This window comes from Peptoniphilus rhinitidis 1-13 (assembly GCF_000246925.1).
Taxonomy (GTDB): Bacteria; Bacillota; Clostridia; order Tissierellales; family Peptoniphilaceae; genus Peptoniphilus_A; species Peptoniphilus_A lacydonensis.
Genome location: NZ_BAEW01000014.1, coordinates 13,072 through 23,236 on the forward strand (window position 1 = coordinate 13,072; position 10,165 = coordinate 23,236).

At 32.0% G+C, this 10,165-nt stretch carries 9 protein-coding genes and 1 pseudogene; 9 read left to right on the top strand and 1 reads right to left on the bottom strand.

The genetic code is table 11. The features are described from left to right. The first annotated feature begins 103 nt into the window (after window positions 1-103). The 9 genes from RH95_RS07510 (at window position 104) to RH95_RS07550 (ending at window position 9,053) form a co-directional block, all read left to right on the top strand. Window positions 104-1,636 carry an ABC transporter ATP-binding protein gene (locus RH95_RS07510; protein ID WP_010247462.1) on the top strand — a complete coding sequence of 511 codons (1,533 nt, stop codon included), beginning with the start codon at window positions 104-106 and terminating at the stop codon, window positions 1,634-1,636. Continuing rightward, the gene (locus tag RH95_RS07515) at window positions 1,623-2,750 is read left to right on the top strand and encodes an ABC transporter permease (protein ID WP_010247464.1); all 1,128 of its coding nucleotides are present in this window, start codon (window positions 1,623-1,625) and stop codon (window positions 2,748-2,750) included. The genes RH95_RS07510 and RH95_RS07515 overlap by 14 nt, the downstream gene beginning before the upstream one ends. Next, complete coding sequence (locus tag RH95_RS07520) at window positions 2,743-3,702, top strand: ABC transporter permease (RefSeq protein WP_010247465.1); 960 nt, start codon at window positions 2,743-2,745, stop codon at window positions 3,700-3,702. The genes RH95_RS07515 and RH95_RS07520 overlap by 8 nt, the downstream gene beginning before the upstream one ends. 323 nt (window positions 3,703-4,025) lie before the next feature. Further along, window positions 4,026-5,360 carry an electron transport complex subunit RsxC gene (rsxC, locus tag RH95_RS07525; RefSeq protein ID WP_010247468.1) on the top strand — a complete coding sequence of 445 codons (1,335 nt, stop codon included), beginning with the start codon at window positions 4,026-4,028 and terminating at the stop codon, window positions 5,358-5,360. 12 nt (window positions 5,361-5,372) lie between these two features. Further along, entirely contained in the window at window positions 5,373-6,356 is a 984-nt protein-coding gene (locus RH95_RS07530) for an RnfABCDGE type electron transport complex subunit D (RefSeq protein WP_010247469.1), read from the top strand. Continuing rightward, on the top strand, window positions 6,357-6,941 hold the full coding sequence (locus tag RH95_RS07535) for an RnfABCDGE type electron transport complex subunit G (protein ID WP_010247472.1): 585 nt from the start codon (window positions 6,357-6,359) through the stop codon (window positions 6,939-6,941). It abuts the gene before it with no gap. Between the two features lie 10 nt (window positions 6,942-6,951). Beyond that, window positions 6,952-7,548 (top strand): electron transport complex subunit RsxE, encoded by a 597-nt coding sequence (gene rsxE / locus RH95_RS07540; RefSeq protein ID WP_010247475.1) that lies wholly within the window; start codon window positions 6,952-6,954, stop codon window positions 7,546-7,548. Beyond that, on the top strand, window positions 7,548-8,126 hold the full coding sequence (gene rsxA / locus RH95_RS07545) for an electron transport complex subunit RsxA (protein ID WP_010247477.1): 579 nt from the start codon (window positions 7,548-7,550) through the stop codon (window positions 8,124-8,126). Before rsxE ends, rsxA begins: the two co-directional genes overlap by 1 nt. 9 nt (window positions 8,127-8,135) lie before the next feature. Continuing rightward, window positions 8,136-9,053: an RnfABCDGE type electron transport complex subunit B gene (locus RH95_RS07550; protein WP_010247481.1), complete on the top strand. Its 918-nt coding sequence runs from the start codon at window positions 8,136-8,138 to the stop codon at window positions 9,051-9,053. A 173-nt stretch (window positions 9,054-9,226) separates the two neighbouring features. Here RH95_RS07550 and RH95_RS07555 read toward each other — a convergent pair. After that, window positions 9,227-10,121, bottom strand: a pseudogene (locus RH95_RS07555) (IS30 family transposase). Between the last annotated feature and the right edge of the window lie 44 nt (window positions 10,122-10,165).

Below are 10,165 nucleotides of genomic sequence, written 5' to 3' on the forward strand. Positions count from 1 at the left end.
CTCAATGAGTCATCTCATAAGAGGTGACTTTTTATTTTAAATTATTTCAAAATTTATTAAATCTTTGATATAATTTATTTAATAATGAAAAGGAGCGTTCATCTTGGAAATTGATAAAAAAGATTTAGTCGTTTGCATGGAAAGTATTACAAAAAAATTTGGAGATTTTGTTGCAAACGATGGAATTGATCTTGATATAAAGAAAGGAGAGATTCACTCCCTTCTTGGAGAAAATGGAGCTGGCAAAACTACTCTTATGAATATGCTTTATGGTATGAGTTCTCCAACTTCAGGTGATATTTATATAAATAATGAAAAAAAAGAGTTTAAAGACCCAAATGATGCAATAGAAGCAGGTCTTGGAATGGTTCACCAACATTTTATGCTTATAGAGCCCTTTACTGTTGTAGAAAATATTGTTCTTGGAATGGAACCAATGAATGGAGTAAAAGTAGACATAAAAAAAGCGAGAGAAGATGTTATAGAACTTTCCAATAGATATGGTTTTAAGATTGATCCAGATGCAAAAATACAGGATATTTCAGTGGGGACGCAGCAAAAAGTTGAAATTTTAAAGGTACTTTATAGAGGAGCAGATATTTTAATTTTTGATGAACCTACTGCAGTTTTAACTCCACAAGAGATAACAGAGCTAATGGAAATAATAAAAAATCTTGCCAAAGAAGGAAAATCAATTATAATTATCACTCACAAGTTAAAAGAAATAAAAAAAGTTGCAAATAGATGCACAATTATTAGGCGTGGTAAAAAGATTGATACGGTAAATGTTTCAGAAGTTACTGAATCAGAACTTGCAGAGATGATGGTGGGAAGATCAGTCCATTTAGATGTCAACAAAAAGGACGTAAAATCAGGAGAAACTATTTTAAGAATCGAAAAATTATGTGCAAAAGATTTTAGGAATGTAAAGAAATTAGATGATCTTAATTTAGATGTCAAGGCTGGGGAAATTCATGGAATTGCTGGTGTAGATGGAAATGGTCAATCTGAACTTATTGAAATCATCACTGGGTTAAAAAAGGCAGAAAGTGGTTCTGTAATTTTCAAAGGAGACGAAATTTTAAATAAAAGTCCAAGAGAAATAATTGAAAAGGGATTAAATTCGATTCCAGAAGATAGACAACTTCGCGGATTAGTTTTAGATTTTACAGTTTCTGAAAATATGATTTTAAAAAATTATTATAAAGAAAAATTTTCTGAAAAAGGAATTTTAAATTTTAAAAACATAGAAGAAAATGCCACAAGACTTGAAGATGATTATGATATTAGACCTAGAAATATAAATCAATTTGCAGGAGAATTATCTGGTGGAAATCAACAAAAAGTAATTTTGGCAAGAGAAATTTCTGGAGATCCAGATCTTTTGATTGCGGCACAACCTACAAGAGGTCTTGATGTTGGAGCAATTGAATATATTAGGAATTTTTTAATAAATCAAAGAGATAGAGGAAAGGCAGTTCTTTTAATTTCCTTTGAGCTTGATGAGATTATGGCACTTTCTGATAGAATTTCTGTTATTTACAACGGAAAGATTTTAAAGACATTTGATGCAGATAAAACTAATGAAAAAGAGATAGGGCTTTATATGGCAGGAGGTAAAAATGAAGAGAAATAGATTTTTATATACAATGCTTGCCATTATTTTGGGGATAATAATTGGCTCTATAATACTTTTAATAAGTGGAACAAGTCCAATGGAAGCATACAAAGTTATTTTTGTTGGGGCTTTTGGAAAGCCTAAATATATCTCATGGACTATTGTTAAATCAGTACCACTTATTTTAACAGGTCTTTCCGTAGCTTTTGCATTTAATACAGGACTTTTTAATATAGGAGCAGAGGGGCAATATATTGTAGGTTCTATTGGAGCATTGGTTGTAGGTTTACTTTTAGATTTGCCACCAGTTATACATGGAATAGTTGCACTTCTTGCAGGAGCTTTATGTGGATATATTTGGGGAGCACTTGTTGGGATTTTGAAAGCAAAGTTTGATGTAAATGAAGTTATTTCGTCTATAATGATGAATTGGATAGCCTTTTATTTTAGCAACTATTTGTTAAGCTTTCCGCTAATTAGAAATATCGAATCAGATAACTCTTATTCAATAAAAGAAAGTGCCAGCATAAAAATTGCAGGAGCGTGGAAAACAAGCAAAAGTGGAAGGGCTTATTTAGCACAAAATAAATTTTTGAGAGATATTTTAAATCCACCTGTAAATTTTGGAATAATAATAGCAATTATAGCTGCAATTGTAATTTGGTATATATTAAAGAAAACTACTTTAGGCTATGAACTCCGAGCAGTTGGTTTTAATGAAAAAGCTGCAGAATATGGGGGAATAAATATAAATAAATCTATTGTAAAATCTATGGGAATAGCAGGAATATTATCAGGGCTTGCAGGGGCAATTACAGTTCTTGGAGTATCTGGAAATATAGGAATGATGGCAGCACAAGAAGGATATGGGTTTGATGGAATGGCAGTTGCACTAATAGCAGGAAATAATCCCTTGGGAACCATTCCAGCAGCAATTCTCTATGCAGGATTAACTTATGGTGGAGGAAAGCTTACTACAATTGGAACTTATTCAGAAATAGTAAACATAATTGTTGGAATAATGATTTTATTTATAGCTATGCCAAAACTTTTGGATATGATTAGATTTTTCTTTAAAAAGTGGTCAAATAAAGATTCAGATAAAATAAGAAAAGGAGGAGCAAATGAATAGTTCACTTTTAAGTTTAGCAAGTATTTTATCTATTACACTTTTATATTCAGCGCCTCTAATATACACAGCACTTGGAGGAATTTTATCTGAAAATGCAGGAGTTGTAAATATTGGACTTGAAGGTATGATGTCCATAGGTGCAGTAGTAGGTTCTATTGTTGGTTACTATGTTGGAAATCCTTGGATTGCGTTTGTATGTGGTGGACTTGGAGGAATGTTAATTGCACTTCTTCATGCAGTTGCAACAATAAATTTTGCAGCTGACCATGTGGTAAGTGGTATTGCAATAAATTTAATTGGACCAGGACTTTCAATCTTTCTTTGCAGATTATTTTTTGATGGAGCGGCTATGTCCAAATCAATTCCTTACGAAAATAAGCTTCCAATTTTATTTGGGAAAATATTTAAAGGATCAGGTAGTTCCAGCGGATTTGCAAGATTTTTAGATATTGTTTTTTCACAGTATGCATCAGTTTATTTAGCTTTTATTCTTGTATTAATAGTTTATTTTGTTTTATATAAAACAAAGTTTGGACTTAGAATAAGAGCAGTTGGAGAATATCCAAAGGCAGCAGAAACTCTAGGAGTAGATGCTTATAAAATAAAATATATTTGTGTTTTAGCATCAGGTTTTTTCGCAGGTCTTGGAGGAGCGTCAATGTCCCTTGCAGTAGTTTCAAATTACAGAGAAACATTAATTTCAGGACAGGGATTTATTGCCCTTGCTGCAGTAATTTTTGGAGGATGGAAACCACAAGGAGCTATGCTTGCTTGTTTACTTTTTGGATTTGCACAGGGACTTTCAGTTTTTCTTGGTTCAAGAGGAATAAATATTGACACAAATTTGCTTTCAATGATACCTTATGTTATCACCCTTGTGGTATTGATATTATTTGTTAAAGGATCAAGAGCTCCATCATCTGATGGAATTCCTTATGAAAGAAATAAATAAAATGAAAACAATAAGAAATCTTACGTAAAGGCGTGAGATTTTTTTATTATGTAAAATTAAAATTTATAATCTATAATTTATAATTTATGGAAATTTTCTAAATGAATAATTTTTATAGATTAATCATGAAATTTAAAATAATAAGTCTTAATTTAAAAATTTATGGAAAATAATTTTGTTAAAAGTTTATACAAAATAGAGATTGGGAAAGATTTCCTCCTGTCAAATTTTTAAGTAGAATCATATACTTTAATTAAATTTAGTGTTATAATTATAACAAAGGTTAAAAAAATAGGCTTAGGCCAAATAAGGGGTGAAGTTTTATGAGTTCAAGAAATCTCACTTTTTCAGTAGGTGGAGTTCATATGGACGAGCACAAAACTTTGACTGAGAAAATTGCAATTGAAAGGATGCCAAGTCCTAAGATTTGCTACATACCTATGTCACAACATATTGGAGCACCTTGCTCACCTGTTGTTTCGAAGGGAGATTCTGTCAAAGTTGGACAAATTGTGGGAAATTCTGATGCTTACATATCAGCAGCTATACATTCATCTGTATCAGGTACAGTGAAAGAAATTAAAAAAATGTACACTGCTGATGGAAGGTATTGCGATTGTGTAGTTATTGAAAACGATGGCAAAGATGAAATCACAAGTGATTTAAAAGATTTTAAAGATTATAAGGATCATCCTATTGACGATTTAATTCCTTTTATTAAAGAAAAGGGGATTGTCGGAATGGGGGGAGCTGGTTTTCCTCTTCACGCTAAGTTAAAAGGTGAAGATCCAGTTCTTGATGAATGTATAATAAATGGTGCAGAATGTGAACCATTCTTAACTTGCGACCACAGGATTATGCTTGAAAAAACTGAAGAAATATTAGAAGGTTTAGATATTTTTTCACATTTTTATAATAGAGAATCTTCTTACATGGCAATTGAAGAAAATAAACCTGATGCAATTGCAAAGATGGAAGAAGTAATTGCAAAAAATCCTAACTGGAAGCATTTAAAAGTTGTTGGATGTCAAACTAAATATCCACAAGGTGATTCAAAAAGACTTTCTGAAGCTGTTGTTGGAAGAATTGTTCCACAAAATGGAGTAACAAATGATGTTGGAGTTTTTCTTACTAATGTAGGTACAACTCTTGCGTTTTATGAAGCAGTTATAGAAGGAAAGCCTTCTTATGAGAGAGTAATAACAGTTAGTGGTTCTGGTATTAATGAGCCAAAAAATATTTTAGTTAAAGTTGGAACTCCTGTTGGAGATATTTTAGATTTCTGTGGAGGAGTAAAAGAAAACTTTAAAGAAATTATATGTGGTGGTCCTATGACTGGTAAATCAGTCTTTAGTTTAGATGCACCAATTACAAAAACAACTTCTGGTATTTTAGTTTTTACTGAAGAAGAAGTTACTGAAAGAATTGAATCTCCATGTATTAGATGTTCAAGATGTGTAGATCATTGTCCTGCAAATATTAATCCAACTGATATTAATCATGCAATTTTAAAAGGAAATGTAGATTTATGCATGAATCTTCATGCTGATCAATGTATGGAATGTGGAATATGTTCCTTTGTTTGTCCAGCAAAAAGACATCTAAGCGCATCTGTAAAATTAGCCAAACGTGAAATTAGAGCTAATCAAAAGAAATAGGAGGGATCAATTTTGGAAAATAATAAAATAAATAAAGATCCGATGACAAAAAACGAAGCTCGTTTTGTTTCACTTGCTCCGCACATTAGATCAAATGATTCTGTAAAAAAGATTATGCTTGATGTAATTATTGCACTTATTCCTGCAATGATAGCTTCGGTGTATTTTTTTGGAATGAGATCTATTGCACTTATTGCAACTTGTGTAATATCTTCTGTTTTAACTGAATATATTACGCAAAAGGCACTAAAAAAGACTATTCAAGTAAAAGATTTATCTTCAGTTGTAACTGGAATTTTAATTGCACTAAATATGCCACAATCTTTTCCACTTTGGATGGCTGCTTTCGGATCAGTTTTTGCGATATTAATTGTTAAAGAGTGTTTTGGTGGTATAGGATTTAACTTTATGAATCCAGCACTTGCTGCAAGACTTGTATTAATGGCCTCTTGGCCAAAACAAATCACTGATTATGTTTCACCTGACGTTTTAAAAGGTAGTGTAGATGCAGTTTCATCTGCTACACCTCTTCAAATTATTTCTAGTGGAGATTTGACTAATCTTCCTGCATTGAAAGATATGTTTATAGGAAATATTGGAGGAGTAATTGGAGAAACTTCTGCAATTGCACTTTTAATTGGATTTGTATACTTAGTAATTAGAAAAGTTATTTCTTGGGAAATACCTGTAATATATGTAGCTACAACAGCTGTTTTTTTAATAATATTTGGTATTCCTGCAAACCTTGTTCCTTATGAACTTTTAGCAGGTGGATTACTTCTTGGTGCTATTTTTATGGCAACAGATTATACAACAAATCCTATCAATAAAAAAGGAAGACTTATTTTTGCGATTGGATGTGGGCTTCTTACTGCTCTTATAAGAGTAAAAGCATCACTTCCAGAAGGAGTTTCCTATGCAATATGTCTTATGAATCTTGCAACACCGTTAATTGATAAACTTACAGTTACAAGTGCATACGGGGAGGCGAAGTAAATGAAAGAACCAGTAAAATTTGGGATTATACTATTAGTTTTCTGTGCTATATCTGCAGGACTTTTGGCAGTTGTAAATAGTTTTACTGCTCCAGTAATTGCAGAAGCCGAACTAAAGAACACGCTTGCATCCTATGAAGTTATTTTTGGTGATAATGCAGATAGCTTTGAAGAATATGATGAAGCTAAATTAAAAGATATAAAAGAAAATTATCCAAATATTGAAAAAATATTTGTTGCCAAAAAAGATGGCAATGTAGTTGGTTATGGTGTAAATGTAAAATCAAATGGATATGGCGGAGCGATGACAAATGCTCTTGGATTCTTACTTGATGGCGATAAAATTGCTGGATTTAGAAATATATCTAATGGAGAAACAAGTGGATTTGGTAGCAGAATAACAACTGACGAATATTATCCTTCTTACGAAGGAAAATCTGCAGCAAGTCCTCTAAAATTATCAAAAGATCCAAAAGCAGAAGATGAAGTTATGTGGCTTACATCAGCAACAATTTCATCTAAAGGAGCTTTAGCAGGTTCTAATGATGCCATAAAAGTTTATAATGAAGTTCTAAAGAATGAATAAGGAGGCTTAAATGAAATTATCTAGAGTTTTTTTAGACGGTGCTTTTAAAAACAATCCCGTGTTCATTCAACTTATAGGGCTTTGTTCAACACTGGCTATTACAAATAGTTTGACAAATTCATTGGCAATGGGTATAGCAGTTACTTTTGTACTTATAATGAGTAATACAGTAGTATCTGCACTTAGAAAGATAATACCTGATAAAATAAGAATTCCTTGTTTTATTGTAGTAATTGCCACTTTCGTAACATTAGTACAAATGATACTTCAAGCTTATTCACCATCAATTTATGCAGCACTTGGTATTTTCTTACCACTTATAGTAGTTAACTGTTGTATATTAGGTGAAGCAGAAGGTTTTGCTTATAAAAATGCATTAATTCCATCAATTGTAGACGGAATTGGAACAGGAGTTGGATATACTATTGCTGTACTTGCAATGGGTCTTGTTCGTGAATTCTTTGGATATGGAACATTATTTGAAAAACAAATTTTACCAGAATCCTATCCAGGAATTGGAATTATGGGAGCACCAGCAGGCGCTTTCATACTTCTTGGATTTTTGATAGCAGGATTTAAATTATTGCTTAATAGGAGGGCAGACTGATGTTAGAAAGTATTATTACAATTTTAATTTCGACAATACTTGTAAATAACTATGTATTTGCTCAATTCTTGGGGATTTGTCCTTTTCTTGGAGTATCATCAAAGACAGAAACAGCTCTTGGAATGGGAGTAGCAGTAACTTTTGTAGTTGTACTTGCGTCTGCTATAACTTGGCTAATTCAAAGATTTGTATTGGATAAATTTGGACTTGAGTATTTACAAACAATTGCATTTATACTTGTAATTGCATCATTAGTACAATTCGTAGAAATGTTTATAAAGAAGTCATCACCTTCACTTTATCAAGCAATGGGTGTATATCTTCCACTTATTACAACAAACTGTGTTGTACTTGGCGTAACAGTTTTAAATGTTCAAAATGGATATAACTTAATAGAAACAATATTTAGTGGATTTGGAGCTTCAGTAGGTTTTACACTTGCGCTAGTATTAATTGCAGCACTAAGAGAAAAATTAATGCTTGCAGATGTACCTAAAGCACTTCAAGGAGTTCCCATTGCACTTGTGAGTGCGGGTTTAATGGCCATAGCATTCTCAGGTTTCGGCGGATTGGTATAGGAGGTAATTATGGAAATGAGTACAGTACTTACCCCAGTTTTGTTTTTAGGAATTGCAGGAGCTTTTTTTGGAGTAATTCTTTCAATAGCATCTAAAGTATTTTATGTAGAAGTAGACCCTAAAGTTGCAGAAGTAAGAGATTCTCTTCCAGGGGCAAACTGTGGAGCTTGTGGATTTCCTGGATGTGATGGACTTGCAGAAGCAATTGCAAGTGGAAAGGCACCAGTAAATGGCTGTGTAATTGGTGGAGCAGAAACTGCTGAAAAAGTCAGCCAAGTAATGGGAGTCAATGCAGAAAATGTAGAGAGAAATATAGCAGTAGTTCTTTGTCAAGGAGATTGTGACAAGGCAAAAAATAAATATGAATATAATGACTTAAAAGATTGTAGACTTATATCTGACTATCAACAAGGTGCAAAAGCTTGTACCTATGGGTGCTGTGGAGGAGGCACTTGTGTAAGTGTTTGTGAATTTGACGCAATTCATATGGTAAATGGAGTAGCAGTAGTGGATAAAGAAAAATGTGTTGCTTGCATGAAATGTATCAACATTTGTCCTAAGAAAATTATTTCACTTAGACCATATAAATCTAAAACAGTTGTAAAATGTAAATCTTTTGATCCAGGAAAAGTTGTTAGAAGCAACTGCTCAATTGGGTGTATTTCTTGTGGACTTTGTGAAAAGAATTGTCCAAAGGATGCAATACATGTAGAAAATAATCTTGCGTCAATTGATTATGATAAATGTATCAACTGTGGAATTTGTGTTTCAAAATGTCCAACAGGAGCAATTTATTGTGAGTATCCTGAAAGAGTGGAAAAAATGAAACAAAAGGAAAAAGAAAAGAAAGAAAAAGAAAAACAAGCAAAACTTGAAGAAGCAAAGCTAAAAAAAGAAGCAGCTGAAAAAGAAAATGCTAATGTTTAAAAATTAAATTTATAGGAAAACTGTCGCAAGAAATTGCGAGTGTATGTGAAAAGTTTTGTGTATCAGCTCTTCCTAATAGGTTGTGAGCTGATATTTTTTTAATTGATGAATTGCAAATAATATTGTGACACCTAAATTAAACTAAGTTCATGTATAAATAATTCAAAAGGAGTTCAATAATTTAGACATTTTCTAAGTCTGTTATTGAGCTCCATTAAATTTTTAATAAGATCTTTTTCAGATATTTCTGCTAGATCTTTCTTTTTAGGATAATATTCTCTTAGTAAACCATTGAAATTTTCATTACTTCCTCTTTTCCATGCTGAATATTGGTCAGCAAAGTAAAAGTCAATTCCAAGCTTTTCAACTTCTTCATAGCAAGCAAATTCCTTTCCTCTATATGATAAAGCTTTTTCTGGAAATGATTTAACAAGTTTATTAATTGCTTCAAACATTGAATCTTTGCTTCTATCTTGCATTGGTAATGCTATATAAAATCTTGTTTTTCTTTCAACAAATGTTGCTAGGCACCCTTTACTTTTTCCTCTGGAAGATACAACCGTATCAAGTTCCCAGTCTTGTGCCACTTGGGTATGTCCAAAGGAATTTCTATATTTTATGTTTTTTGGTCCTTTTCTTATAGATACCTATGTTAAATTTTCCTCTTATTTCTTTGCTTTTTCTAGACTTATCTTTTCTTCTTAATTTTGAAATATTAAAATCTATTACTCCAGAATAAATCCAGTTATATATTGTTTTAAAGCTTAATATTCCTTTATAAAGAAAACCTACAATTTGCTCAGGTGGCCATTTAGAGTTTAGCTTTTCTTTGGTACTTTCTAATATTTCATAATTTGCTTTAATTTTTCTGCCTTTTAAAGATGATTTAGATTTTTTATCTCTTTCTGCTAAGTGGGCTTCGTATTCAGAGTCACATCTTTTAAGCTCTCTAGCTATTGTGGAATGGTGACAACCTAAAATTTTCTCTATTCTTCTAGAAGAATAGCCCTCTTTGTTTAATACCTCTATCTTATTTCTTTCATTTAGTGTAAGATGTTTATAGCTCATATTAATCCCTGTGTTAGTTTTGTCGTTATTAACATTTTACACGA